The 24,279-nt window shown below is 55.6% G+C and carries 27 protein-coding genes; 26 read left to right on the forward strand and 1 reads right to left on the reverse strand.

Annotated features, from left to right (window positions below; genetic code table 11):
• Window positions 1-11: 11 nt before the first annotated feature.
• From gcvT to gcvPB, 3 genes are read left to right on the forward strand one after another with little or no spacing between them, the layout of a single operon-like run.
• Window positions 12-1,121: a glycine cleavage system aminomethyltransferase GcvT gene (gene gcvT / locus AV656_RS02310; RefSeq protein ID WP_063178403.1), complete on the forward strand. Its 1,110-nt coding sequence runs from the start codon at window positions 12-14 to the stop codon at window positions 1,119-1,121.
• A gap of 21 nt (window positions 1,122-1,142) precedes the next feature.
• Window positions 1,143-2,489, forward strand: coding sequence for an aminomethyl-transferring glycine dehydrogenase subunit GcvPA (gene gcvPA, locus AV656_RS02315; protein ID WP_063178909.1), 1,347 nt, complete (start codon window positions 1,143-1,145; stop codon window positions 2,487-2,489).
• Complete coding sequence (gene gcvPB, locus AV656_RS02320; protein WP_063178405.1) at window positions 2,482-3,969, forward strand: aminomethyl-transferring glycine dehydrogenase subunit GcvPB; 1,488 nt, start codon at window positions 2,482-2,484, stop codon at window positions 3,967-3,969. The genes gcvPA and gcvPB overlap by 8 nt, the downstream gene beginning before the upstream one ends.
• A 339-nt stretch (window positions 3,970-4,308) precedes the next feature.
• Here gcvPB and AV656_RS02325 read toward each other — a convergent pair whose 3' ends face one another.
• On the reverse strand, window positions 4,309-4,698 hold the full coding sequence (locus tag AV656_RS02325; RefSeq protein WP_197462188.1) for a rhodanese-like domain-containing protein: 390 nt from the start codon (window positions 4,696-4,698) through the stop codon (window positions 4,309-4,311).
• Window positions 4,699-4,837: 139 nt separating this feature from the next.
• Between AV656_RS02325 and AV656_RS02330 the strand changes: the two genes are divergently transcribed.
• The 23 genes from AV656_RS02330 to ahrC all read left to right on the forward strand — a co-directional run bounded on the left by AV656_RS02330 (window position 4,838) and on the right by ahrC (window position 24,278).
• Window positions 4,838-5,671 carry a lipoate--protein ligase family protein gene (locus tag AV656_RS02330; RefSeq protein WP_063178409.1) on the forward strand — a complete coding sequence of 278 codons (834 nt, stop codon included), beginning with the start codon at window positions 4,838-4,840 and terminating at the stop codon, window positions 5,669-5,671.
• A gap of 199 nt (window positions 5,672-5,870) precedes the next feature.
• Window positions 5,871-8,438, forward strand: a complete 2,568-nt coding sequence (locus tag AV656_RS02335) for a vitamin B12-dependent ribonucleotide reductase (RefSeq protein ID WP_063178411.1) — start codon at window positions 5,871-5,873, stop codon at window positions 8,436-8,438.
• A gap of 142 nt (window positions 8,439-8,580) precedes the next feature.
• Window positions 8,581-9,003, forward strand: coding sequence for a hypothetical protein (locus tag AV656_RS02340; RefSeq protein ID WP_063178413.1), 423 nt, complete (start codon window positions 8,581-8,583; stop codon window positions 9,001-9,003).
• Window positions 9,004-9,068: 65 nt separating this feature from the next.
• Window positions 9,069-9,509: a type II 3-dehydroquinate dehydratase gene (aroQ, locus tag AV656_RS02345; RefSeq protein ID WP_063178911.1), complete on the forward strand. Its 441-nt coding sequence runs from the start codon at window positions 9,069-9,071 to the stop codon at window positions 9,507-9,509.
• 2 nt (window positions 9,510-9,511) lie between these two features.
• Window positions 9,512-10,573, forward strand: coding sequence for a M24 family metallopeptidase (locus AV656_RS02350; RefSeq protein ID WP_063178415.1), 1,062 nt, complete (start codon window positions 9,512-9,514; stop codon window positions 10,571-10,573).
• Between the two features lie 23 nt (window positions 10,574-10,596).
• A complete protein-coding gene (efp, locus tag AV656_RS02355) occupies window positions 10,597-11,154 on the forward strand; it encodes an elongation factor P (RefSeq protein ID WP_063178417.1) in 558 nt (185 codons plus the stop codon).
• Window positions 11,155-11,696: 542 nt separating this feature from the next.
• Entirely contained in the window at window positions 11,697-11,900 is a 204-nt protein-coding gene (locus AV656_RS02360) for a SpoIIIAC/SpoIIIAD family protein (RefSeq protein ID WP_063178419.1), read from the forward strand.
• Window positions 11,901-11,909: 9 nt separating this feature from the next.
• Complete coding sequence (locus AV656_RS02365; protein ID WP_063178421.1) at window positions 11,910-12,284, forward strand: hypothetical protein; 375 nt, start codon at window positions 11,910-11,912, stop codon at window positions 12,282-12,284.
• Between the two features lie 19 nt (window positions 12,285-12,303).
• Window positions 12,304-13,203 carry a stage III sporulation protein AE gene (locus AV656_RS02370; protein WP_063178423.1) on the forward strand — a complete coding sequence of 300 codons (900 nt, stop codon included), beginning with the start codon at window positions 12,304-12,306 and terminating at the stop codon, window positions 13,201-13,203.
• 4 nt (window positions 13,204-13,207) lie between these two features.
• A complete protein-coding gene (locus AV656_RS16260; protein ID WP_156484779.1) occupies window positions 13,208-13,366 on the forward strand; it encodes a hypothetical protein in 159 nt (52 codons plus the stop codon).
• A gap of 141 nt (window positions 13,367-13,507) precedes the next feature.
• Window positions 13,508-13,930, forward strand: coding sequence for a hypothetical protein (locus AV656_RS02375; RefSeq protein ID WP_063178425.1), 423 nt, complete (start codon window positions 13,508-13,510; stop codon window positions 13,928-13,930).
• Window positions 13,927-14,463: a SpoIIIAH-like family protein gene (locus AV656_RS02380; protein WP_063178427.1), complete on the forward strand. Its 537-nt coding sequence runs from the start codon at window positions 13,927-13,929 to the stop codon at window positions 14,461-14,463. Before AV656_RS02375 ends, AV656_RS02380 begins: the two co-directional genes overlap by 4 nt.
• 166 nt (window positions 14,464-14,629) lie before the next feature.
• Window positions 14,630-15,130: an acetyl-CoA carboxylase biotin carboxyl carrier protein gene (gene accB, locus AV656_RS02385; protein WP_063178433.1), complete on the forward strand. Its 501-nt coding sequence runs from the start codon at window positions 14,630-14,632 to the stop codon at window positions 15,128-15,130.
• A gap of 11 nt (window positions 15,131-15,141) precedes the next feature.
• Window positions 15,142-16,518, forward strand: a complete 1,377-nt coding sequence (accC, locus tag AV656_RS02390; RefSeq protein ID WP_156484780.1) for an acetyl-CoA carboxylase biotin carboxylase subunit — start codon at window positions 15,142-15,144, stop codon at window positions 16,516-16,518.
• Window positions 16,519-16,534: 16 nt separating this feature from the next.
• Window positions 16,535-16,936 (forward strand): Asp23/Gls24 family envelope stress response protein, encoded by a 402-nt coding sequence (locus tag AV656_RS02395; RefSeq protein WP_063178913.1) that lies wholly within the window; start codon window positions 16,535-16,537, stop codon window positions 16,934-16,936.
• Window positions 16,937-17,042: 106 nt separating this feature from the next.
• Window positions 17,043-17,426 carry a transcription antitermination factor NusB gene (gene nusB / locus AV656_RS02400; RefSeq protein ID WP_063178438.1) on the forward strand — a complete coding sequence of 128 codons (384 nt, stop codon included), beginning with the start codon at window positions 17,043-17,045 and terminating at the stop codon, window positions 17,424-17,426.
• A gap of 26 nt (window positions 17,427-17,452) precedes the next feature.
• Window positions 17,453-18,313, forward strand: coding sequence for a bifunctional methylenetetrahydrofolate dehydrogenase/methenyltetrahydrofolate cyclohydrolase FolD (gene folD, locus AV656_RS02405; protein WP_082818569.1), 861 nt, complete (start codon window positions 17,453-17,455; stop codon window positions 18,311-18,313).
• Between the two features lie 126 nt (window positions 18,314-18,439).
• On the forward strand, window positions 18,440-19,789 hold the full coding sequence (gene xseA, locus AV656_RS02410) for an exodeoxyribonuclease VII large subunit (protein ID WP_063178440.1): 1,350 nt from the start codon (window positions 18,440-18,442) through the stop codon (window positions 19,787-19,789).
• A gap of 3 nt (window positions 19,790-19,792) precedes the next feature.
• Complete coding sequence (locus AV656_RS02415) at window positions 19,793-20,050, forward strand: exodeoxyribonuclease VII small subunit (protein WP_063178442.1); 258 nt, start codon at window positions 19,793-19,795, stop codon at window positions 20,048-20,050.
• Window positions 20,043-20,927: a polyprenyl synthetase family protein gene (locus tag AV656_RS02420; RefSeq protein WP_063178444.1), complete on the forward strand. Its 885-nt coding sequence runs from the start codon at window positions 20,043-20,045 to the stop codon at window positions 20,925-20,927. The genes AV656_RS02415 and AV656_RS02420 overlap by 8 nt, the downstream gene beginning before the upstream one ends.
• A 90-nt stretch (window positions 20,928-21,017) precedes the next feature.
• A complete protein-coding gene (dxs, locus tag AV656_RS02425; RefSeq protein ID WP_063178446.1) occupies window positions 21,018-22,922 on the forward strand; it encodes a 1-deoxy-D-xylulose-5-phosphate synthase in 1,905 nt (634 codons plus the stop codon).
• A complete protein-coding gene (locus AV656_RS02430; protein WP_063178452.1) occupies window positions 22,919-23,740 on the forward strand; it encodes a TlyA family RNA methyltransferase in 822 nt (273 codons plus the stop codon). Before dxs ends, AV656_RS02430 begins: the two co-directional genes overlap by 4 nt.
• Window positions 23,741-23,828: 88 nt before the next feature.
• Window positions 23,829-24,278 (forward strand): transcriptional regulator AhrC/ArgR, encoded by a 450-nt coding sequence (gene ahrC / locus AV656_RS02435; protein ID WP_063178454.1) that lies wholly within the window; start codon window positions 23,829-23,831, stop codon window positions 24,276-24,278.
• Window position 24,279 lies beyond the last annotated feature (1 nt).

Below are 24,279 nucleotides of genomic sequence, written 5' to 3' on the forward strand. Positions count from 1 at the left end.
GGAGAAGTGCAATGGCGGAAACTACCTTGCAGCGCACCCCGCTTTACGACCTGTACGCCGGTCACGGGGGAAAAACAATCGACTTTGGAGGATGGGACCTTCCCGTCCAGTTTTCCGGAATCAAGTCGGAACATGAGGCGGTACGGACAAGTGCGGGCCTTTTCGATGTTTCCCACATGGGAGAAGTTCTTGTCGAAGGAAAGGACAGCACCGCATTTCTTCAGAAACTCATGACCAATGATGTTTCGAAACTTACGGACGGACGTGCCCAGTACACGATCATGTGCAACGAACAGGGCGGCACGATCGATGACCTGCTGATCTACAAAATGTCCGATGACAAGTATTTTCTTGTCGTCAATGCTGCCAACACCAAGAAAGATGTAGAGTGGATGAAACAGCATGCCGAAGGTGATGTCACTGTCACAGATGTGTCGGCGGATTATGCACTCCTGGCACTGCAGGGACCGAAAGCGGAGGCAGTTCTCTCCAGGCTGACGGATGAACCGCTTGCGGACATCAGATTCTTCCGCTTCAAAGAGAATGTCAGCATCTCGGGCAACCAGGCGCTCGTTTCGCGCACAGGCTATACCGGAGAAGATGGCTTTGAAATCTACACGTCGCCGGAATCCGCACGTGCGCTCTGGGAAAAGATCCTGAAGGAAGGCGAAAAGGACGGCGTGGTGCCTGCAGGGCTCGGCGCCCGTGACACGCTCCGCTTCGAGGCTGGCCTTCCGCTGTACGGCCAGGAAATGGACGAAGAAATCTCCCCTCTTGAGGCCGGGCTCGGCTTTGCCGTGAAGCTTGGCAAGGAAGCCGACTTTATCGGCAAGGAAGCCCTCGTCCGCCAGAAAGAAGAGGGTGTTCCGCGCAAACTCGCCGGCATCCGGATGATTGACAAGGGTATCCCGCGCACGGGTTACGCCGTCTATAAGGGTGAGGGAAAAATCGGTGAAGTCACAACCGGAACCCAATCTCCGACTTTGGGCCTGAACATCGGCAACATCCTCGTCGGTACCGAACATGCTGTCCTGGGTGATGTTGTCGAAGTAGAAGTACGCAAAAAACGCCTCAAGGCTGAAATTGTCGAAACTCCGTTCTACAAACGCGCGAAATCCTAAATTAGAAAGAGGTTCAGAATGATGAAGCACCGTTATTTGCCGATGACCGAATCGGACAAGAAACAAATGCTTGATACGATCGGCGTCGAATCCATCGACGAACTTTTCAGTGACATCCCCGAAAAAGTCCGTTTTGACCGACAGTATGATCTGAAGCCGATGCTTTCCGAAACAGATCTTCTGAAGGAACTTTCCGGACTTGCGGGCCAAAATGCCGACACCAACTCCCATGCATCATTCCTCGGGGCGGGCGTCTATGATCATTACAAGCCGGTCATCGTCGACCATGTCATTTCGCGCTCCGAGTTCTATACGGCCTATACGCCATACCAGCCGGAATTTTCCCAGGGTGAGCTCCAGGCGATCTTCGAATTCCAGTCGATGATCTGCGAACTGACGGGCATGGACATTGCAAACTCCTCGATGTATGACGGAGGGACTTCCCTTGCAGAGGCAGGGATGCTTGCGGCGGGCCATACGCGACGCAAAAAGCTTCTGATTTCGGAAGCTGTCCATCCGGAATACCGGGATGTTGTAAAAACCTATGCACTGGGCCAGTCAATTGACGTCCTCGAAATCCCGCTGAAGGATGGGCAGACGGATTACGACGCACTCCGCAGCATGATTGACGGAGATACGGCCGGAGTCATGGTCCAGTATCCGAACTTCTTCGGACAGGTTGAGAATATCCGGGAAGCGGCTGACATCGCTCATGAAAACAAGTCGCTGTTCATCGTCTCCTCGAACCCTCTCGCGCTTGCCGTCCTGACGCCTCCGGGCAAACTGGGCGCAGACATCACAGTCGGCGATGCACAGCCGTTCGGTATCCCTGAAGCCTTCGGCGGCCCGCATTGCGGTTATTTTGCCGTCACCAAGAAGCTGATGCGGAAAGTTCCGGGACGCCTCGTGGGCGAGACAAACGACGAGGAAGGCCGCCGCGGCTACGTCCTGACACTCCAGGCTCGTGAGCAGCATATCCGCCGCGATAAAGCAACGTCCAACATCTGCTCGAACCAGGCACTGAACGCGCTGGCCGCTTCCGTCGCAATGTCGGCGCTCGGCAAGCAGGGTGTCCGTGAGATGGCCATGCAGAACATCTCGAAAACGCAGTATGCCATCCGGGCATTCAAAGAAGCCGGTTATGAAGTCCTGTTCGGCGGCCCTAGCTTTAACGAGTTCGTCGTAAAATGCAAAGAGCCTGTTGCAGACCTGAACGGCCGCCTGCTTGATGCCGGAATCATCGGCGGGTACCACCTCGGGCTGACTTATCCTGAACTGGAAGGCCACATGCTCATCGCGGTGACCGAACAGCGTACGAAGGAAGAAATCGATGCACTTGTGCAGGAAATGGAGGCCATCCATGCATAAAGAAAATCAGCCGCTCATTTTTGAAATCAGTAAAGAAGGCCGGATCGGATACAGCCTTCCGGAACTGGATGTTCCGGAAACCGATCTTGCCGGCCTGCTTCCTGAGGGGCTTCTCCGCGAGGAGCCGGCAGAGCTCCCTGAAGCATCCGAACTTGATATCATGCGCCACTACACCGCGCTTTCGAAACGGAACCACGGTGTCGATTCCGGTTTCTACCCGCTCGGCTCGTGCACAATGAAGTACAATCCGAAGGTCAATGAAGCTGTGGCACGCCTGTCAGGCTTCGCAAATGTCCACCCGCTCCAAGAGGAATCCTCCGTCCAGGGCGCAATGGAACTCATGTACGACCTCCAGGAGCATCTGGTCGAAATTACGGGAATGGACGAAGTGACGCTCCAGTCTGCAGCAGGTGCACACGGCGAATGGACGGCACTCATGATGATCCGTGCCTTCCATGAGGCAAACGGAGACCACAACCGGACGAAAGTCATCATCCCGGACTCCGCGCACGGGACCAACCCGGCTTCTGCGACGGTGGCCGGCCTGGAGACGATCACAGTCAAGTCCGACGAAAACGGACTTGTAGACATTGAGGACCTGAAGCGTGTAGCCGGGGAAGACACGGCGGCCCTCATGCTGACCAACCCGAACACGCTCGGCCTGTTCGAGGAAAACATCCTTGAAATGGCGGAAATCGTCCACGGCGTAGGCGGCAAGCTCTATTACGACGGAGCAAACCTGAATGCCATCATGAGCAAGGTCCGCCCGGGGGACATGGGCTTCGATGCTGTCCACCTGAACCTCCACAAGACGTTCACCGGCCCTCACGGCGGCGGCGGACCGGGCTCAGGCCCGGTAGGCGTCAAAAAGGAACTGATTCCGTTCCTTCCGAAGCCGGTCCTCGTGAAGAAAGACGATGTATTCACATTCGACTATGACCGTCCGCAGTCCATTGGCCGGATCAAGCCGTTCTACGGCAACTTCGGGATCAACGTTCGCGCATATGCGTATATCCGCTCCATGGGCGCGGATGGCCTGAAGCTTGTTTCGGAATATGCGGTACTCAATGCAAACTACATGATGCGCCGCCTTGCGCCGCACTTCGATCTGCCGTACGACCGCCACTGCAAGCATGAATTCGTGCTGAGCGGCCGCCGCCAGAAGCAGCTCGGAGTACGCACGCTCGATATTGCCAAGCGACTGCTGGACTTCGGCTTCCACCCGCCGACCATCTACTTCCCGCTTAACGTAGAGGAAGGCATGATGATCGAACCGACCGAAACGGAATCCAAGGAAACGCTGGATGCGTTTATCGATGCGATGATCCAGATCGCCCGCGAGACGGAAGAGAACCCGGAAATCGTCCAGGAAGCGCCTCACACGACTGTCGTGAGCCGCCTGGACGAGACACAGGCAGCCCGGAAGCCTGTGCTGAGGTACGAACGTCCGGAATCTGCGGAACCGGTTGCCGTCAACTGATTACAAGCATTTGAAAAGGCCCGCCTTGGCTGCGGGCCTTTTCTCCGGCTGCAGACAAAGTGAGTGTATGGCTCCTTTGTCTGCAGTTCTTTTCTTTTGCCGGGGAATGTCGTGCCGCTTGTGCGATGGCTTACGGATTCGCCCGGTTTCGTCATTCGGCCTTTTAATTTCGTCATTGGAGCCACCAATTTGGTCATTGGGCCCGCCAGATTCGCCATTCATGTGCGAATGATGAAACCGGCGGCGTGAATGACGAAATCGAACACATTCTCCGGTATTCCCGTCCCGCAAAACCAAACGCCGCCGTGCAGAAATCTCTGCACGGCGGCGTCCTGATTTTTATTTCTTTGTTTTGACCTTACCGGTCCACTGGCGGAATCCGCCCTGCAGCATGTGAAGCTGCCCGTAACCGCGTTTTTTCAGATAAAGTGCGGCGCGGCCGCTCCGGGATCCGTTCTGGTCATACAGATACACCGGCTTGTCCGGACGGATCTCCTTGTAGCGCTGGGAGAATTGCGTGAATGGAATGTTGCGGGCGCCGAGGATATGCCCCGCGTCAAAGTCCTTCTGCTCGCGAACATCGATCAGCTGGGCTTTCCGGTAGCCTGAGATAAACTCCTCCTGGCTAAGGGCGGTCACCGCCTTGCGGGTCCTGAGCAGGGTTACGAGCATGTAGATGATCAATCCGAATAGGATCGCGGAAATAAGATAAAGTGATTCCAAAGCCATTTTCCCCTTTCTCTCTCCCTAAGATTATAAAAGAACTGGTGCAGTTCGTCCACGGTCGGACAAAATATTGTGCTCAAAACAGCCAGGGGATTATGATAAACTAAATCCATTGTGCTTTTTTTGAAAGGGGCTGTCGGAAATGACCGAAAAATGGATGTTCATCAACTCCGGGCCGCAGAGCGCGTCCTACAATATGGCGATGGACGACGCGTTGCTTGAACTTCACTCGAAAGGCCGGATCCCGCCGGTCGTACGGTTTTATGAATGGAACCCTCCGACGCTGTCGGTCGGCTACTTCCAGAAAGCTGCAGAAGCGGTCGACCTGGAGAAAGTAAAGGAAATGGGCCTTGGTTTTGTCAGGCGGCCCACAGGCGGCCGTGCCGTGCTGCATGACCGGGAACTCACCTACAGCATCATCGTTTCGGAGTCCCATCCTGACATGCCTGAAACCGTGACCGAGGCGTACCGCGTCATCAGTGCGGGTTTGCTGGAAGGGTTCCGAAATCTCGGCCTGCAGGCGGAGTTCGCGATTCCGGCCACCCGTGAAGAGCGGAATGCGCTGAAACAACCGAGAAGTGCAGTCTGTTTTGATGCACCGAGCTGGTATGAGCTTGTCGTCGAGGGCAGGAAAGCCGCCGGCAGCGCTCAGACACGGCAAAAAGGCGTGATTCTCCAGCACGGTTCGATCCCGGTGTCTCTGGACCTCGACAAGCTCGTTTCCGTTTTCAACTTCAAGACGGAAGACCACCGCCGTAGGATGAAAGAAAAGCTGGAGAAAAAGGCAGTGTCGATCGAGGAACTGTCCGGTCGCGCTGTTGAAATGGCGGATGTGGCGGAAGCGTTCCGCTCGGGGTTTGAGCAGGCACTCGATGTCGAGCTGATCAAAATGGATCCGGATAAGGAAATTTTGGAACTTGTCAGTCAGCTGGAAGAAGAAAAGTATTCGAACGACTCATGGAACTTCAAAAAGTGAATCAGGGACTTTCGAATTATTTTTCCTCTCCCGTTTTCTGTCGAAACGTGTCGAAGCCAGTAGCCGTATGACCTTGACGCATCTGCGGGATTGTCAAGGGTGAAATTCTGTTCTTGATGCCGAGTTTCAACATGTAGTAGAGTTGGGAAGTACATAATACTAGATATAGTATCAATCAAAGAGGACTACCGAGGAGGTCATGGTATTGGTCATCGCTTCACATAAAAACCAACCGACGCTGGACGTTTCAAAACTGAACAGGGACATTGCCGGTTTTTCGCAGGTCCATCCGGTCACGGAAGAGATGCACATCATGCATAAAGGGGTCTCCCGTCTGGTTATGATCGACCGCTACTCGTTCAAGGATACTGAGAAAAAGACGCTGGGCGAAGGGGACTTTGTCGTCCTGACTGTCAAGGAAGACCCGAAATTCCCTGCACGGGGCCTCGGCTATATTCTTTCGGTTGATCAGGACAAGGGCCTGGCGGACATCTGGATCGAGCCGGACTACCGTTCCGCGATCGACGATCCGGCAGAACAGGAAAAGGGCGTCGTCACCCGTCCCCTTGAGGTCATCGAAAAGCCGCTCGAAGTCTTTTATGAACAGATTGCCAAGCGGAACGCGACAGGGCTTTCTTCGGTAGAAAAAGATGAAGAGACCCGGCGGGAATCGTACGAGCGCTTTTACAAAGAGCTGGTCTCGCTTAATTTCATCCCGGCCGGCCGCGTCCTCTATGGTGCCGGTGCCGATACGGACGTCACGTACTTTAACTGCTACGTCATGCCGTTTGTCGCAGACTCCCGCGAAGGCATCTCGGATCACCGCAAGCAGGTGATGGAAATCATGAGCCGGGGCGGCGGCGTCGGGACGAACGGTTCCACGCTTCGTCCACGCAACACACTTGCCCGGGGTGTGAACGGCAAATCGTCCGGCTCGGTTTCCTGGCTGGATGACATCGCGAAGCTGACCCACCTGGTCGAGCAGGGCGGGTCCCGCCGGGGCGCGCAGATGATCATGCTCGCCGACTGGCACCCGGACATCGCCGAGTTCATCATTTCTAAAATGCAGAACCCGCGCATTCTCCGTTATCTGGTTGAGAATACGGATGATGAGCACATCCGGAAACTCGCAAACGAGAAGCTGAAGTTCAAGCCGTTCACGCAGCAGGAAGAAGCCATGTACCAGGGCATCGTCAACTATAAAAATATTCCGGGGCATGGCGGCTTCAATGAAGCCATCATCCGTGATGCCGAGCAGAAGCTTCGCGACGGAGGCACTTACTCCGTCCATAACCCTGAGTTCCTGACGGGCGCGAACATCTCTGTCACCCTCACTTCCGACTTCATGAAGGCTGTTGAGGAGGACGGGGAACACCGTCTCCGCTTCCCTTATGTGGAGCAGTATTCGCCTGAAGAGATGGACGTGTACAACGAAGAGTGGCATCAGGTCGGAGACGTCCGGGAATGGGAAAAACGCGGATTTGCCATCCGCACTTACCGTTCCATGAAGGCACGCGAGCTGTGGAATCTCATCAACATCTGCGCCACCTATTCTGCGGAACCGGGCATCTTCTTTATCGACAATGCCAACGACATGACAAATGCGAAAGCTTACGGACAGCAGGTGGTCGCGACAAATCCATGCGGAGAGCAGCCGCTCGCTCCGTACTCCGTCTGCAACCTCGCAGCAGTCAATCTTGCTGAGATGGCAGACAGGGAAACACGCAAGGTCGACTACGACAAGCTCCGTGAAACTGTGCGGACAGGCGTCAGGATGCAGGACAATGTCATCGATGCCACACCTTACTTCCTTCCGGAAAACGAGCGCCAGGCACTCGGTGAACGCCGGGTCGGACTCGGTGTCATGGGGCTCGCTGACCTGCTGATCTATTGCGGCAAACGCTACGGGTCGGAGGAAGGCAACCGGCTTGTCGATGAAGTCTTCGAAGTCATCGCGACAACTGCCTACCGTGAATCGATTGAGCTCGCCAAGGAAAAGGGCAGCTTCCCGTTCCTGGTCGGGGAAACGGCAGAAGAAACAAAACAGCTCCGGGAGCGGTTCATCAACACCGGCTACATGAAGGGCATGCCGGAGGATATCCGCCAGGGCGTCCTTGAACACGGGATCCGCAACTCGCACCTGCTGACGGTCGCGCCGACGGGCTCCACGGGCACGATGGTCGGAGTCAGCACAGGTCTGGAACCTTACTTCTCGTTCACTTACTACCGGAGCGGCCGTCTCGGAAAGTTCATCGAGGTGAAGGCGGAGATCGTGGAAGATTATCTCGGGGCCAACCCGGATGCCGATCCGGATCAGCTGCCTGACTGGTTTGCCACTTCCATGGACCTGACACCTGAAGAGCATGCAGACGTGCAGTGTGTCATCCAGCGCTGGATCGACAGCTCCATCTCGAAAACGGTGAACGCTCCGAAAGGCTATACGGTCGAGCAGGTTGAATCGGTATACGAGCGCCTGTACCGCGGCGGCGCAAAGGGCGGGACGGTCTATGTCGACGGCTCCCGCGACTCCCAGGTACTTACGCTGAAGGCAGAGGAAAACGACCCTGAGGCGGAAATCGAGGAGAAGGTCGAGGAAAAGCGTCCGGTCGTCCTCGTGGACACTATCCAGGCACTCCGGTCAACCAATGTCACGATCGGTTCGGAGATCGGGGACACGTGCCCGGTCTGCCGCAAAGGGACAGTCGAAGAGATCGGCGGCTGCAACTCCTGCACAAACTGCGGGGCACAGCTGAAGTGCGGACTGTAATCATCCATTATCAATAAAGCATGAAGCGGGCACCCCGACCAGGGGTGCCCGCTTTTCTGTCCTCCTGAAGGATAATCACGAGCTTTGTGAATAAACGCCGGCTCCTGTTCCCATCATGATGGAAGATTCGGGAGGTGATCCGATGTTCAAACTGCTGCCGTTCTGGACAGCAGGGGCAGTGGCGCTGATGCTCACAGCCGGCCTGAAGTTTCTTCATTATTTCAAGTTCATCAAATGGAATCCGACAGGCTGGGAGAAACGCTATGGAATTTTTGCTGGCGGGTCGTGGGAGGCCAAGTGGCTGCTTCTTTTTGCTGCCATCTTCTTGGTAGCACTTGTCTCCTATTATCTTTTCGCACTGTCCTGGAAGTGGAAGGTGTCCATCACGGCCGCCGTCGCCGGACTTCTGATCGCGGGTCTGATTGAGTGGCTGATTGTAAGGCCCAACGGCTATGATGAATTCCGGAAAGCCATATCCATTCCGTTTGCGGCGATGATCCTTGTCGCTACGCGGTTCGTCATGGAAACTGCGGTATTCCATAAAAAACAGCAGGCGGACACGTGAAAAACGTTGTCCGTCTGCTTGCTTATGATAAAATGGTGAAGAATCTGCTGAAAGGAGGGCTGGCGATGAGAATCCTCTGTCTGAACGGTCCGAACCTGAACCGGCTCGGTAAAAGGGAACCCAATATCTATGGCAGCGAGACACTTTCCGATGTGGAACAGAGACTCCGTCAATTGGCCAACGGGAACGGGGCAGACCTGGAATTTTATCAGTCCAATCACGAAGGCAACCTTGTCGACAGGATACAGGAGGCTGCCGAAGACGGAACGGACGGTATCATCTTTAATCCTGCGGCCTATACCCATACTTCGGTCGCGCTCCGTGATGCGGTCGCTGATGCCGGGCTGCCGACGATCGAAGTGCACATCTCGAATATACATAAACGGGAAGCCTTCAGGCACCATTCGTATCTTGCACCGGTGTGCACCGGGCAGATTGCGGGCATGGGGACCTATGGATACGACCTGGCGATGCTCGCCCTCCTTCGGATGGGAAAAGGGGAATGATCATGGATAAATTAAAGGCATTCCGTGCTTATTTCGATGCGCTCGGAATCGATGGGTTTCTCGTAACGAATCCGTACAGCCGACGTTACCTGACCGGCTTCACGGGCTCCGCCGGCACGGCGGTGATTTCGCGTGACGATGCTGTTTTTATCACAGATTTCCGATATACGGAACAAGCTTCGGAACAGGTATCCGGTTACCGCATCGTGAAGCAGTCCGGGCTGATGAAGGATGCGGTCGCCGAACAGGTAAAAGCGATGGGAATCCAAAACATCGGCTTTGAACAGGATACGCTTCCGTATGCCGAATACGATCAGTTCCGCAAGGTGGCAGAAGCGGAGTGGACTCCTGTATCCGATGTGATCGAGAAGCTCCGGATGATCAAAACGGACGACGAACTCATGACCATCCGCAAGGCGGCCAAGATTGCCGACGAGGCATTTGACCACATCCTCACGTTCATCAAGCCGGGTGTGACCGAACTGGAAGTGTCCAATGAGCTGGAGTTCTGCATGCGCCGACTGGGTGCCGCGGAATCATCGTTTGACACGATTGTAGCTTCGGGCAAGCGTTCGGCGCTGCCCCACGGAGTCGCGACCGGCAAAGTCATTGAAAACGGCGACATGGTGACATTGGACTTCGGTGCACTGTATGATGGCTATGTATCGGACATCACACGCACCATCGCGGTCGGCGAGCCCTCCGAAGAGCTCAAGAAAATCTACCATATTGTCCTGGAAGCCCAGCAGCGCGCATGTTCCGCACTTAAACCGGGTATGACAGGGAGAGAGGCGGATGCCGTCGCCAGGGACTACATCAGCGAACACGGCTACGGTGAAGCATTCGGACATTCGACGGGTCACGGAATCGGTCTGGAGGTCCATGAGGGGCCGGGTCTTTCGTTCCGTTCCGATACGGTTCTTGAGCCGGGCATGGTTGTTACGGTCGAGCCGGGCATTTACGTTCCCGGCCTGGGCGGCGTACGCATTGAAGACGACGTGCTCATCACGGAAGACGGCTGTGAACTGCTGACGTCCTCACCGAAGCAGCTTATCATTCTATAACAAGCGAAAATGGAGGATCTCACATGATTTCTGTAAACGATTTTAAAACCGGTCTTACGATCGAAGTGGACGGCGACATCTATCGCGTCCTGGATTTCCAGCACGTTAAGCCGGGCAAGGGTGCGGCATTCGTCCGTTCCAAGCTCCGCAACCTGCGCAACGGGAACACCACGGAGAAGACATTCCGCGGCGGAGAAAAAGTGGAGCGGGCACAGATTGACAACCGCCGCATGCAGTACCTGTATGCAAACGGTGACCAGCACGTGTTCATGGACAACGACAACTATGAGCAGATCGAGCTGGGTGAAGCGCAAATCGAGTATGAGCTGAAGTTCCTTAAAGAGAACATGGAAGTCCATGTGATCCAGTATCAGGGCGAGACGCTCGGCGTCGACCTTCCGGCAACCGTCGAACTCGAGGTGACGGAAACCGAGCCGGGCATCAAGGGTGATACGGCAAGCGGCGGCTCCAAGCCGGCAACGATGGAAACCGGCCTGGTCGTCCAGGTTCCGTTCTTCATCAACTCAGGCGACCGCCTGATCATCAACACCTCTGAAGGAGAGTACGTCTCCCGCGCATAAGAGAAAAATTCCATACGTTCCAAAACAGGCTGCAGACAAAGCGGATCATCCGCGTGTCTGCAGCCTTTTTGATTTCATGCATCATTGGCCTGCGATTTGCCGTATGGGCTTGTGATTCGCAGCATGGGCCTGTGAATTGCCGTATGGGCTTGGTATTTGCCGCATGGGCTTGTGATTTGCCGCATGGTCCTGTGAATTGCCGCATGGGTTTGTGATTTGCTGCATGGGCGTGTGATTTGCTGTATGGGCTTGTGATTTGCTGCATGGACCTGTGAATTGCCGCATGGGCCTGCGATTTGCCGCATGGACTTGTGATTTGCTGCATGGGCTTGTGATTTGCCGCATGGGCTTGTGATTTGCCGCATGGGCTTGTGATTTGCTGTATGGGCTTGACATTTGCCGCATGGTCCTGGGATTCTCCACATGGTCCTGCAATTCGCTGCATGGATCACCACCCTACTTGCCGTATGGTCTTCACCCGCTACAGAACAGCATAACGGCATCAGGAGCCGCATACATTCAAAAAAACGGGAGGGCCGCATGTGGAACTTCAAGATATTCTTCGGGTAGCGGGAGTCGGTCTCGTCATCGCCTTCCTGCATCTGTTTTTCGAGCAGACAGGGAAGAAAGAGTATTCTTTTTTCATATTTTTCGTTGCCTATCTGTATATCACGGCTGAGATGCTCCGTTTCCTCCGGATTTTCTTTACGGAAATCTCATCTTTCTTCTCATGGCTTTCGGCGTAGAGGGTTCGCATGGAAATTATTTTGTCCGCAATCATCATGGTGTTCCTTCTGATCATGCTGGATGCCTTCCTGCCCAAGATGGCACCGTTTTTTCTTCTGATCTTCTTTTTCCTGCTTCTGGCACAGCTGACGTTCAGGATGGCCGTGCCGCTTCTGCAAGAGCTGCCGCTTGCGTGGGACGGGCCGGGAGCCCGGCAGATCCGGCTGATTGCTGGTTCCGCTTTTCTGTTTTATCTGTCTGCCTCGTTCCGGGACATGCTCGGGGAAATCGGCTATGCGCCGATTGGCCGTCTGTCCCATATGGCAGTCCAGCTGCTGCTGGTCGGTGTATGGCTGGGGGAGTTCAGGGAGACTGCGGGCGTGCTAACCGGTCTGCTGCCGTGACGGAAAGGGGGCAATCGAGATGTGGGAGCTGATCGCCGCTGTTGCCGGACCTCCCGCAAGGCTGTTTGTGCTGATCATCGTCCTTTCCGCCGCAGCTCTGGCGGCGGATTTTGTCGTCCCGCAATTCCGTGAGTGGACAAGGCTGTTACTGCTTGTCTCGGCGGGGGCGGCGGCGATGGGCCCGGCAATCGATGCAGTCCGCATGATGGACGGGCTCGTCGCGAAAATGACGGGGCTGTTCCTCGGGATCTACCCGGTCCTTGCAGCCGGCATGGCCGCTGCGGGAGGTGCGCTTTCGCTCATCAACTGGAACCCTGCCGTTTTCCTGTTTGTCCAGGGGGCTGTCGTGATCGGGGGCAAGTGGATGGTTCCGCTGCTGATCGTGAGCTTTATCCTGGACTACCTGTCCAGGCTCGTGCCGGAAATTCCGTTTACTCGTATTTCCGAAATGATCCGGGTGACCCTCCTCGGCGCGATTTCCGTGATCATCGCATGCTACTCGCTTTTCATCACAGCGACCGGAGCGATGGCATGGTCATCGGGGAGTGCCATGGCCGAACCGATTAAGGCGTTGCTGCGCCAGCATGTGCCGCTTGTCGGTTCGTTCATCACGGATACGATGGGCGTGGTCGGCAAGTATTCTTCCGGCATGGCACCGATCGCCGGAAGCTATCTGATCGTGGCGCTGCTCCTGACCAGCCTGACCCCCGTGGCCTATGTGCTTCTGACGGCTTTTCTCTACAAATGGATTGCTGCGCTTTGCGAACCGTTTGCGCATGAGGATCTTGCGGGATTCTTCGATGATATCGGCAAGACACTTTTCGTCCTCTGCGGAATCATGCTGGTTGTGGCGTTCGCAATTTTCTATACAGCCGTATTATCCATCGTCCTGATCAAGGTCATTGCAGGAGCGGGGTGAGGGAATGTGGGAATGGATTTCCGGCCTGATCTGGCTGATGGGAATCCTGGCGGTCACCGGTACTGTCCTCGGACCGGACGAGCGGGAGAATTTCATGCCGCTTATGAGGCTTGCGGTACTTCTTTACATCCTAAAGCTAATCTCCCTGCTGCCCGGGTCATAGCCTGTACGAGCCGTGCATACTATGTCTCAGGATGAATAGCCGGAGATCACGGCACGGCGGCCCCGGCCCGCCGGAGCGTCCCAATCGCTCCCATATACCGGAAACAGCACTGATTGAAAGGACGGGAAGCGTGGAGATGACATGGAGAAAACCTTTAAGAAGAGCGCCCTGCCGCTCCTGCTCGCCGGCGCCGCCTGCCTGTTCATCCTGGCGCCGGGGGTGACCGGGCTGTTTTCCGGCAGCGGAGGAGAAAGCCCGGGGCCGGGCCCGTCGGATCTGGAGTCGGTCCTTTCCGAAATCAATGGCGTCGGGAAAGTCCGGGTCTATCGGCAGGGCGGGGGTCAGGAGGAACAGGGCGGCATCCTAATGCCCCTTGACAGCTACTTCGGGACCTCGACCGGGAAAGGGCGGGACACGCCCTCCGGCGGAATCCTGGTTGTCGCGGAAGGGGCCGGCGATCCGCGGATCCGTGCCGAACTGGTCCGCATCCTGTCGGGTGTCCTCCAGCTGCCCGAGCACCGGATTGTAGTAGTGGAAATGAAAAATGAGGGGGAAGAGGGATGAGAGTGAAGAAAAAAGGTGTCTGGTTCCTGACGTTGCTCAGTCTGGTGGCGGTGATCGGAGTGTACTATCTGTTTGACCGCAATCCGATGCCGTTTGACGGAATCACGATCTTCTCGGATGATACGATCAAAGACACGGAGCTTGGGGAAGCAGGCAGTGACGCAACACCGGTATTTGCCGAAAGCTACCTGTTCGAGGAACTGAGGATGGAAATGCGCAATGAACGCAGCCAGCAGCGTGAATTGCTTACACAGAAAATCACAGCCGACGATCTCACTGCCGAAGAGCGGGACCAGGCCTTTGATGATATGCAGATCCTCACCAAGCGGGAGACGGCTGAAGCCATGCTCGAGATGCTGATTAAAGACCTCGGATACGAGGATGCGGTTGTCCGCACCGAAGACGGCACTGTAAAGGTCAGCGTCATTGCTGACGAACTGTCGGCCGCACAGGCAGATCAGATCGTGTATACGGTCAAGAGCGAGTGGGAAGATTCCTCAACCGTCTATGTAGATTTCAAATCAGGACAATGAACAAGGCCTCCGCAAGGCCTTTTTCTTTTTGAAAAATTCTGTTTATCTCATTCTTTTCTCGTACTTCAGTACCGGTTTCCTCGCTTTTATGTGATAAGTATTTAAAAAAACTTTACAAACGCTTAGAATGTAAGGGTACACATTTAAAGTTAGGGGAGTCGTCAGAATGCTTAAAATTCAAGAGATCCGCGAAATCATCAAATTGATCGACCAGACGGGAATTGAAGAATTCAAGTACAAGACGGAAGAAGGGGAGATCAAGCTGAAAAAAGGCGGTGCTGTCCAGGTGACGGAAACTGCCCCTGCAGCACCGGTTGCAGCTGCCCCTGCACCGGCTCCGGCCGCACCTGCAGCCCAGCCTGCACCTGTGGCCAAGGAAGAGCCCAAGCAGCAGGAAGCAGCGCCTGCAGCATCGCAGGATGAAAATCTGCTGGAAGTGAAATCCCCGATGGTCGGGACATTCTATAAGTCGCCGTCACCGGATGCGCCTGCATTTGTTTCCGTCGGAGACAAGGTCAAGCCGGACAGCGTGGTCTGCATCGTCGAAGCCATGAAACTGTTCAACGAAATCGAGGCAGAAATGAACGGGGAGATTGCGCAGATCCTCGTAGAAGACGGACAGCTTGTTGAATATGGCCAGCCGCTGTTCCTGGTCAAGCCGGAATAAGGGGGGCTGAAATAATGAAAAAAGTCCTCATTGCCAATCGCGGGGAAATCGCGGTCCGCATCATCCGTGCGTGCCGCGACCTCGGTATCCAAACGGTCGCCGTCTATTCCGAAGCGGACCGTGAAGCCCTGCACGTAGAAATGGCCGATGAAGCATATTGCATCGGTCCGAAGCTATCCAAAGACAGTTATCTGAACTTTACCAATGTCATCAGTGTCGCCAAGATGACCGGCTGTGACGGCATCCATCCGGGATACGGCTTCCTGGCGGAAAACGCCGATTTCGCAGAACTGTGCGAAGAGGTCAATGTCACATTCATCGGGCCATCCGCGGAAGCGATCTCCAAGATGGGGACAAAAGATGTTGCCCGTGAAACGATGCGCGAGGCGGGTGTTCCGGTCGTCCCCGGTTCCAAAGGGATTGTCGACGGCCCCGAAGGTGCCCTGGAAATTGCACAGGAGATCGGATTCCCGGTCATCATCAAGGCGACAGCCGGCGGCGGCGGAAAAGGAATCCGCGTTGCGCGGGATGAAGCAGAGCTGAAGAAGGGTGTCGAGATCACCCAGAAAGAAGCCGCTGCCGCATTCGGCAACCCGGGTGTCTATATCGAGAAGTTCATCGAGAACTTCCGCCATGTCGAGATCCAGGTTCTCGCCGACCAGTTCGGCAATACGATCCATCTCGGCGAGCGCGACTGTTCGATCCAGCGCCGGATGCAGAAGCTGGTCGAGGAAGCGCCGTCGCCGGCACTCTCACAAGAGACCCGTGAGAAGATGGGACAGGCTGCCGTTCTCGCCGCCCAGGCAGTCGGCTACCGCAGCGCTGGCACGGTGGAGTTCATCTATGACCACATCAATGATAAATTCTACTTTATGGAGATGAACACCCGGATCCAGGTGGAGCACCCTGTTACCGAGATGGTGACGGGCATCGATCTGATCGCGCAGCAGCTGAAGATTGCCTCGGGCGAACCGCTTGAAATCAAGCAGGAAGATGTAAAGATCAACGGCTGGTCGATCGAGTGCCGCATCAATGCGGAAAACCCTTCGCGCAACTTCATGCCGTCACCGGGCCGTGTAAACATGTACATAGTTCCCGGCGGCAATGGGGTCCGCGTTGACTCTGCGGTTTATCCCGGTTACATGATTCCGCCGTTCTACGATTCGATGGTCGCCAAGCTCATCACATTTGCCGATACGCGTGAAGAGGCTGTTGCCCGGATGAAACGGGCACTGTCCGAGTTCGTCGTGGAAGGCGTCGATACGACCATCCCGTTCCATCTCAATCTCATGGACCATGAGGTGTTCAAGTCCGGCGACTTCGACACCAAGTTCCTTGAAAAATATGATGTAATGGCTGAAACTGAAGAAGAAGCCAGACAACATTGAGAAAGGGATGATCCGGATGGCAGAACAACCGAATTCCTCCCATGAGGCAGCGGCCGCAGCCGGCAAGGAAATATACGGCAAGGTCGAACTCGCCCCCGAAGTGCTGGAAGTGATCGTCGGCATCGCCACTGCAGAAGTGGAAGGCGTGGCGGACATGAGAGGGTCATTTGCAGCAGGAGTTGCTGAAAAGCTGGGGCGCAAGGTGCACGGCAAAGGAGTAAAGCTCGACTATAATGATGACGGGCTCTTTATCGATGTCTATTGTTCGGTGGGCTATGGCCATTCGGTCCCCTCCGTTGCCCGTAAAATACAGGAAAACGTCCGCCAGTCGGTCTTCAATATGACCGCCATCGAACCGGAAGAAGTGAACGTCCATATCACCGGCATCCAGTTCGACCAGACGGAAGAACGTGCCTGACAGGAAAGCCGCCAATTCATGGCGGCTTTTTACGTTCGGATTCATACCGGACGGTGAAAATATGCTATCATAGTCCAGAACGATGCAAAAAGAGGAGATTGCCCGGATGAAACGACATGAAGCACGAGAAAAAGCCATGCAGACGCTGTTCCAGCTGGACAGCACGGAGATGACGCCGGAAGAGGCCATGGAGCATATCACGGGCGAGGACGAGGTCCGTGACCCGTTTTATGCATCCCTCGTCGAAGGTACCTATGGAAAGCGGGAAGAGATCGACGAGTCCCTGAAGTCGAAGCTCGAAAACTGGAAACTGGAGCGGCTTCCGAAGGTCGAAAGGACCGTGCTGCGGATGGCTGTCTACGAACTCCTTCATATGAAGGAAACACCATCCAAGGTCGTGCTGAACGAAGCAATCGAGCTCAGCAAGACATTCGGGGACGAAAAATCAAGCCGATTCGTGAACGGCGTCCTTTCCAAATACACAGACTGAAACCTATACAGCTTGGAGTGAAACGCGTGGAAGGCAAGATTATTGACGGCAAAGAAATCAGCAGGCAAGTGAAGGAAGAAGTAAAGATGGGTGTGGAACGGCTCAAGGCCGAAGGCATGACCCCCGGACTCGCGGTCATCCTCGTCGGGGACGATCCGGCATCGTCGGCATACGTCGGCAGCAAAGAGCGTACGACGAAGGCGCTCGGCATGCATTCCGAAGTGATCCGGATGGGCAGTGAAACCAGTGAATCGGCCCTTCTCGACGAAATCACAAGGCTGAACGGCGATCCGGCGATCCACGGCATCCTCGTACAGCTTCCGCTTCCGGAACAGATCGATGAGCAGCGGGTAATCGCAGCGATCCACCCAGATAAGGACGTGGACGGCTTCCATCCTGAAAATGCCGGAAGGCTCATGGCCGGGATGGACGGATTTGTGCCGTGCACGCCTCTTGGCATCATGGTCATGCTGGAGCGCAGCGGAGTGGATCTCAACGGCAAGCATGCCGTTGTGGTCGGGCGGAGCAATATTGTCGGCAAGCCGATGGCGATGCTTCTCCTTCGTGAAAATGCGACCGTCACCATCTGCCATTCCAGGACGGAAGATTTGCCGTCCATCACCCGCCAAGCTGATGTCCTGGTCGCCGCAGTCGGGCGCGAGGGCATGATCGGCCGTGACCACGTCAAGGACGGGGCTGTCATCATCGATGTCGGCATCAACCGCGGGGCGGACGGCAAGCTGCACGGTGACGTCGATTTTGAAGAGGTTCTCCCTGCAGCTTCCGCCATCACGCCGGTTCCGGGCGGGGTAGGGCCCATGACAATCGCGATGCTGATGTCCAACACCCTGAAAAGTGCGGAAAAAGCCCTAAGGGCTTCCCGCTGACCCGCAGGAAAAACACAGGACAGGATCGATTCTAATTCAGCAAGCGGCAAGGGCGGCACAGAATCCCACGGGAAGCCTGCCGCCTCTGCCGCTTGTTTACTGTAATCTGAGAAAGGCGGTGCCCGCATGCAAAATCCCTATCTGAGCGTCGGTGCGCTGACCAAATATATCAAGCGGAAATTCGATGCGGACCTCCATCTGCGCGATGTCTACGTCAAGGGGGAGCTGTCAAACGTCAAGCTCCACTCCTCGGGGCATATCTACTTTACATTGAAAGACAGCCGCTCACGCATCAATGCCGCCATGTTCCGTTCCAACGCCTCGAGGCTGAAATTCCGGCCGGAGGAAGGGATGAACGTCCTGATCCGCGGAGATGTGAATGTCTATGAGGCTGCAGGACAATATCAGCTTTATGTAAATACGATGCAGCCTGACGGTATCGGTGAGCTGTATGTCGCTTTTGAGCAGCTCAAGGAACGGCTTGGAAAAGAAGGGCTGTTCAATGCCGAATGGAAGCAGCCGATTCCGGCTTTCCCGGACAAGGTGGGTGTGATCACGGCACCGACCGGCGCGGCAGTACGGGATATCTGCACGACCCTGAATCGGAGGTATCCGCTTGCTGATGTGCTGCTGTTCCCTGCCATCGTCCAGGGCCCCAATGCAGTCCCGTCAATCGTCAGTGCAATCCGCCAGGCCAACCGGCTCGGCGGTATTGATGTGATGATCGTCGGACGCGGAGGCGGCTCCATCGAAGATTTATGGGCGTTCAATGAAGAGGAAGTGGCCAGAGAAATCTTCTCTTCCCGAATACCCGTCATCAGTGCGGTAGGCCACGAAACGGACACGGTCATTGCCGACTTTGTGGCAGACCTCAGAGCTCCGACACCGACCGCCGCGGCAGAGCTGGCCGTCCCGGACCGTGTTGAAGTTTCCAGGCGCATTCTCGAGTCAAGGTCCAGGCTTCACCAATCCCTCATGACGATGATCCGACATGAAAGGAAGCGGCTGGAGAGGCTGGAATCATCGTATCCGATGAGCTATCCCGACAGGCTTTACCGGCCGTTCGCCGAGAGGCTCGAAGGGCTGGATGAGCGGCTGTTACAGGGTGCATCCAGAATGATCGGCGACCGCAGGCAGGCCGCCGCCAATCTGGATGCCCGTCTCGGTGCCCGCTCACCCCGCCAGGTTCTGGCGCAGGCAGTGGAGCGCACAGGCCGCCTCGACCGTGAGCTTCACCGCGCAGCGGAAGAAAATGTCCGGCAGCACGGGAGGGCACTTGCCTCGGCTGTCCGGACACTCCAGGCGCTGAACCCGCTGTCCGTCATGGAACGCGGCTACAGCCTGGTGCGGAGCGATGATCGGGTGATCAAGTCTGCAGGAGAGCTCGGGACGGGCGACCGGGTCACCATCTCTTTCCGAGACGGTACGGTGGAAGCGGTCGTGGAAAGCCCTTCGGAACGAAAGGACGTGGAATGATAAATGGACGAACAAAAACAGGACAACAAGGATATCCGTTTTGAAGAGGCGATCGGCCGTCTGGAAGAGATTGTCCGCCGGCTGGAATCGGGGGATGTTCCATTGGAAGACGCCATCGACCTCTATAAAAAAGGAATGGAGCTTTCCTCGGTCTGTCACAGCAAGCTCCAGTCCGCAGAAAAGCAGCTGGTGACGCTGATCGATAAGGAAGGGGAGGCATCTGCCTTTGATCCGGCTCAAGGAGGAAACCGGGATGAATGATAAACTGAAGGATTTCATGGACAGCCGGGTCGATGATCTGGTACCTGTCCTTGAGGATACTGTAAGAAATCTCGATACCGATTCCCGTCTGAAGGAATCGATGCTCTATTCCCTGACGGCCGGCGGCAAGAAGATCCGCCCGCTGCTCATATCCGCTGTGCTCCACGATCTCGGGCGTGTCCATCCGGCGGAACTTCATGTGGGCGCCGCACTTGAGATGATCCATACATATTCACTGATCCACGACGATCTCCCCGCGATGGACGACGATGATCTCCGGCGCGGCAAGCCGACGAACCATAAGGTTTACGGGGAAGCCACTGCAATACTCGCCGGAGACGCCATGCTGACGGAAAGCTTTTCCGTTATCGGAAGGGCTCCGTCCCTGACAGATGGGGAAAAGCTTGAACTCATCCTCCTGCTCACGCGCGCAGCCGGTGCAGAAGGTATGGTCGGCGGTCAAATGCTCGACATGGCTGCTGAAAAGAAGAAACTGACTGAGCAAGAACTGGAAAATGTCCACCGCCTCAAAACCGGAGCACTCCTGACATTTGCCGTTGAGGCAGGAGCGGTCCTCTCGAAGGCAAAGTCCACGGAGCGGGAACAGCTGAGACGCTATGCACGTCATATCGGAATCGCTTTTCAGATCCAGGATGACATTCTGGACGTAGTCGGAGACGAGAAAGTCACGGGCAAAAAGACCGGTGCGGATGCAGAACAGGGCAAAAATACATATCCGGGAATCCTGACAATGGAAGGTGCGAAGCAGAAGCTGATCCACCACCATTCCGAGGCTGTGAAAGCCGTTTCGTTCCTGAAAAACCCGGATCCGGTCCTCCGCCTGCTCGCGGATTACATTATCCACCGGGTCTCCTGACGGGGCGTTTGATTTGTGTAAGGGTTGGACACTGCTATAATGGACAAAGAATATTTTTACCTATTTTTTTGATAAAGGTGAGTGATGGCGATGGATTTGACCAAGATTTCCGATCCGTCCTTCCTGAAGGAACTCGGCAACAGGGAATTGGAGGCACTGGCTTCGGATATCCGGTCGTTCCTGATCCGTGAGCTGTCGGCTACCGGCGGCCACATCGGGCCGAACCTCGGGGTCGTTGAGCTGACAATCGCCCTTCACCGGGCTTTTGACAGTCCGCGGGATAAAATCATTTGGGATGTCGGGCACCAGGCCTACGTCCACAAAATTCTGACCGGCCGTGCGTGTGATTTCTCCACACTCAGGAAGTATCAGGGCCTCTGCGGATTCCCGAAGAGAATTGAGAGCGAGCATGACGTCTGGGAAACCGGCCACAGCTCGACATCACTGTCTGCTGCGATGGGCATGGCTGCTGCACGCGATATCAAAGGTACGGACAACCACGTCATTCCGGTGATCGGAGACGGCGCTCTGACCGGCGGCATGGCGCTCGAGGCGCTGAACCACATCGGATCCGAGCGGACGAACATGACCGTCATCCTGAATGACAATGAAATGTCCATCGCACCGAACGTCGGAGCGCTCCACAATGTGCTCGGAAGGCTGCGGACCGCGGGCAAGTACAACAAGGCGAAGGACGAGCTGGAATATCTCCTGAAAAAAATCCCGGCTGTGGGCGGCAAGCTTGCGTCAACAGCGGAGCGTGTGAAGGACAGCCTCAAGTACCTGCTCGTTACAGGCGTCTTTTTTGAGGAGCTCGGATTTACCTATCTCGGACCGGTGGACGGCCACAGCTTCGAAGATCTCGAAGCTAACCTGAATTACGCCAAGAAAATGGAAGGGCCTGTCCTCATCCATGTTCTGACCAAAAAAGGGAAAGGCTTCCGACCGGCCGAGGAAGACAAGATCGGCACATGGCACGGTACGGGGCCGTATAAGCTCGAAACCGGTGACCTTATCAAGTCTCCGGCAAAGGCTCCGGGGTGGAGTGCGCTTATCGCGGAAACGGTCCGCCGGATCGCACGCGAAGACAAACGGGTCGTCGCAATCACCCCCGCGATGCCTGTCGGCTCCAAACTTGAAGGGTTTGCCTCCGAATTTCCGGACCGCATGTTTGATGTCGGCATTGCCGAGCAACATGCGACAACGATGGCCGCAGGACTGGCCGTCGAAGAAATGAAACCATTCCTGGCCATCTACTCGACCTTCCTCCAGCGTGCCTATGACCAGGTGCTCCATGACATTGCGAGGCAGAATCTGAATGTCTTTATCGGAATCGACCGCGCCGGACTCGTCGGCGCAGACGGTGAGACCCATCAGGGTGTCTTCGATATAGCATTCCTCAGAAGCATGCCGAACCTGACGATCATGATGCCAAAGGATGAAAACGAGGGCCAGCACATGGTCAGGACGGCAGTCAGCTACGAAGATGGACCCATTGCGCTGCGTTATCCGCGCGGCAACGGGCTGGGCGTTCCGCTGGATGAAGAGCTGAGGGAGATTCCGATCGGCTCTTGGGAAATGCTCAGGGAAGGCAGCGATGCGGCGATACTGACATTTGGTACGACGATTCCGATGGCGCTGTCAGCAGCAGAACGCCTCCGTGAAAAAGGAATCGAGGCCGGCGTTGTCAACGCGCGCTTTATCAAGCCTTTTGACGAAGAAATGCTGAAAAACCTGCTGGAGAGGAAAATTCCGCTTGTCACCGTTGAAGAGGCGGTTCTGGCCGGCGGATTCGGCAGCGGGGTCATGGAATTTGCTCATGAGCACGGTTTCCACGGATCGATCATCGACCGCATGGGCATCCCGGACAAGTTCATCGAGCACGGGAGCGTAGGCGAGCTGCTTGAGGAAATCGGAATGACAGATGAAGCGCTTGCTGAAAAAGTGGAAGAACTGGTGGGACTGTCCCGCCAGAAAGGCATGCATGCACTATGACGCAGAAAGTACCCAAAGAGCGGATTGACGTCCTCCTGACAGAACGCGGCCTGTTTGAAACACGGGAACAGGCAAAGCGCGCCGTCATGGCGGGAATTGTCTATTCCGGTGACCGCAGGATGGACAAGCCCGGAGAGAAGATTCCGGCCGATGCCGACATCCGTGTAAAGGGAAGCGGGCAAAAGTATGTGAGCCGCGGGGGCCTGAAACTTGAAAAGGCCCTCGACGTTTTTGATGCAGACGTCAAGGAAAAACTTGTCCTCGATATCGGCGCATCGACCGGCGGATTCACAGACTGCGCCCTGCAGAATGGTGCACACCATAGCTATGCACTTGATGTCGGCTATAACCAGCTGGCCTATAAATTGCGGCAGGATCCGAGAGTGACGGTCATGGAGCGGGTCAATTTCCGGCATGCCACCCCGGACCTGTTTTCGGAGGGGATGCCGGAATTTGCAACGATCGACGTCTCGTTCATTTCTCTGAGCCTGATCCTGCCGACTTTGAAGACGGTCCTGATCCCGGGCGGCGATGTCATCGCCCTCGTGAAGCCTCAGTTCGAGGCAGGGCGCGAGAATGTCGGAAAGAAGGGCATCGTCCGTGATCCGGAAGTCCATCTCGAAGTTCTGGAACGCACTGCCGGCATGGCGGTTTCGAACGGCTTCGATGTTCTCGATGCTTCGTTCTCACCGGTTACCGGAGGCGAAGGCAATATCGAGTTCCTCTTCCATCTGAGATCTTCCGACAAACCGGTATCCAGGCTTCCGGAAGGCGCTTTCGCCGAACTGGTGAAAGAAGCCCATAAAACGCTGGACTGACCCCCGAGAGCGGGGGTTTTTTGTTGTTGCGAAAATTGGATAATGGTACATTCTTATTAGGAAATATGCATTCTTCGGAGGGAATAGAGTGAGTAAGGGCCAACGGCATATCCGCATTAGGGAAATTATCGGACATCATGAAATCGAAACACAGGACGAGCTGGTTGACCGGCTCAAAAAAGAAGGTTTCAATGTGACACAGGCCACAATCTCGAGGGACATCAAGGAACTTCACCTTGTAAAAGTTCCGCTGAGGGATGGCCGCTACAAATACAGCCTGCCCGCTGAGCGCAGCTTCGACCCCATGCGCAAGCTGAATCGCGCACTGACCGATGCGTTTGTGAGCATCGACGGGGCCGGACATTTTCTTGTAATGAAGACGCTTCCGGGCAATGCGCATGCCATCGGCTCGCTCATCGACCAGATCGAGTGGGAAGAGATTCTCGGCACCATCTGCGGCGATGACACATGCCTCATCCTTTGCCGGAATGACGAACAGCGGGAAACGGTGAGGGAAAAGCTGCTCGGCATGCTTTGAT

The organism is Bhargavaea cecembensis (assembly GCF_001619585.1).
GTDB lineage: Bacteria > Bacillota > Bacilli > Bacillales_A > Planococcaceae > Bhargavaea > Bhargavaea cecembensis_A.

Bases quoted from the DNA above. Each gene is read 5' to 3' on its own strand.
- AV656_RS02350 (WP_063178415.1), top strand. From the start codon at position 9,512: ATGGATAAATTAAAGGCATTCCGTGCTTATTTCGATGCGCTCGGAATC.
- aroQ (WP_063178911.1), top strand. From the start codon at position 9,069: ATGAGAATCCTCTGTCTGAACGGTCCGAACCTGAACCGGCTCGGTAAA.
- accB (WP_063178433.1), top strand. From the start codon at position 14,630: ATGCTTAAAATTCAAGAGATCCGCGAAATCATCAAATTGATCGACCAG.
- AV656_RS16260 (WP_156484779.1), top strand. From the start codon at position 13,208: ATGTGGGAATGGATTTCCGGCCTGATCTGGCTGATGGGAATCCTGGCG.
- efp (WP_063178417.1), top strand. From the start codon at position 10,597: ATGATTTCTGTAAACGATTTTAAAACCGGTCTTACGATCGAAGTGGAC.
- xseA (WP_063178440.1), top strand. From the start codon at position 18,440: ATGCAAAATCCCTATCTGAGCGTCGGTGCGCTGACCAAATATATCAAG.
- AV656_RS02370 (WP_063178423.1), top strand. From the start codon at position 12,304: ATGTGGGAGCTGATCGCCGCTGTTGCCGGACCTCCCGCAAGGCTGTTT.
- gcvPA (WP_063178909.1), top strand. From the start codon at position 1,143: ATGAAGCACCGTTATTTGCCGATGACCGAATCGGACAAGAAACAAATG.
- AV656_RS02430 (WP_063178452.1), top strand. From the start codon at position 22,919: ATGACGCAGAAAGTACCCAAAGAGCGGATTGACGTCCTCCTGACAGAA.
- AV656_RS02375 (WP_063178425.1), top strand. From the start codon at position 13,508: ATGGAGAAAACCTTTAAGAAGAGCGCCCTGCCGCTCCTGCTCGCCGGC.
- gcvT (WP_063178403.1), top strand. From the start codon at position 12: ATGGCGGAAACTACCTTGCAGCGCACCCCGCTTTACGACCTGTACGCC.
- AV656_RS02395 (WP_063178913.1), top strand. From the start codon at position 16,535: ATGGCAGAACAACCGAATTCCTCCCATGAGGCAGCGGCCGCAGCCGGC.
- AV656_RS02420 (WP_063178444.1), top strand. From the start codon at position 20,043: ATGAATGATAAACTGAAGGATTTCATGGACAGCCGGGTCGATGATCTG.
- AV656_RS02325 (WP_197462188.1), bottom strand. From the start codon at position 4,698: ATGGCTTTGGAATCACTTTATCTTATTTCCGCGATCCTATTCGGATTG.
- AV656_RS02330 (WP_063178409.1), top strand. From the start codon at position 4,838: ATGACCGAAAAATGGATGTTCATCAACTCCGGGCCGCAGAGCGCGTCC.
- AV656_RS02340 (WP_063178413.1), top strand. From the start codon at position 8,581: ATGTTCAAACTGCTGCCGTTCTGGACAGCAGGGGCAGTGGCGCTGATG.
- dxs (WP_063178446.1), top strand. From the start codon at position 21,018: ATGGATTTGACCAAGATTTCCGATCCGTCCTTCCTGAAGGAACTCGGC.
- AV656_RS02380 (WP_063178427.1), top strand. From the start codon at position 13,927: ATGAGAGTGAAGAAAAAAGGTGTCTGGTTCCTGACGTTGCTCAGTCTG.
- AV656_RS02335 (WP_063178411.1), top strand. From the start codon at position 5,871: ATGGTATTGGTCATCGCTTCACATAAAAACCAACCGACGCTGGACGTT.
- gcvPB (WP_063178405.1), top strand. From the start codon at position 2,482: ATGCATAAAGAAAATCAGCCGCTCATTTTTGAAATCAGTAAAGAAGGC.
- AV656_RS02415 (WP_063178442.1), top strand. From the start codon at position 19,793: ATGGACGAACAAAAACAGGACAACAAGGATATCCGTTTTGAAGAGGCG.
- nusB (WP_063178438.1), top strand. From the start codon at position 17,043: ATGAAACGACATGAAGCACGAGAAAAAGCCATGCAGACGCTGTTCCAG.
- AV656_RS02365 (WP_063178421.1), top strand. From the start codon at position 11,910: ATGGAAATTATTTTGTCCGCAATCATCATGGTGTTCCTTCTGATCATG.